Origin of the sequence: Pseudomonas sp. UBT, from assembly GCF_050915955.1 — a bacterium.
GTDB classification, from domain to species: Bacteria; Pseudomonadota; Gammaproteobacteria; order Pseudomonadales; family Pseudomonadaceae; genus Aquipseudomonas; species Aquipseudomonas antarctica_A.
The window spans coordinates 4,513,208-4,513,719 of record NZ_CP168079.1; positions in this window are offsets into that span (position 1 = coordinate 4,513,208).

A 512-nucleotide genomic window follows, 5' to 3' on the forward strand; every position below is an offset into this window, starting at 1 on the left:
CACAAATAAGTGTGGGAGCTGGCTTGCCTGCGATGGCGGTGGGTCAGTCAGTCTCGCTGTTACTGATACACCGCCATCGCGGGCAAGCCCGGCTCCCACATTTGGACTGCGGCGGGCGCAGAGTTCTAGTCAGACACAAATGAGTGTGGGAGCTGGCTTGCCTGCGATGGCGGTGGGTCAGTCAGCCTGGCTGTTACTGATACACCGCCATCGCGGGCAAGCCCGGCTCCCACATTTGAACTGCGGCAGACGCAGAATTCTAGTCAGACACAAATGAGTGTGGGAGCTGGCTTGCCTGCGATGGCGGCGGGTCAGTCAGCCTGGCTGTTACTGATACACCGCCATCGCGGGCAAGCCCGGCTCCCACAGTTGAACTGCAGCAGACGCAGAATTCTGGTCAGACACAAATAAGTGTGGGAGCTGGCTTGCCTGCGATGGCGGTGGGTCAGTCAGCCTGGCTGTTACTGATACACCGCCATCGCGGGCAAGCCCGGCTCCCACAGTTGAACTGC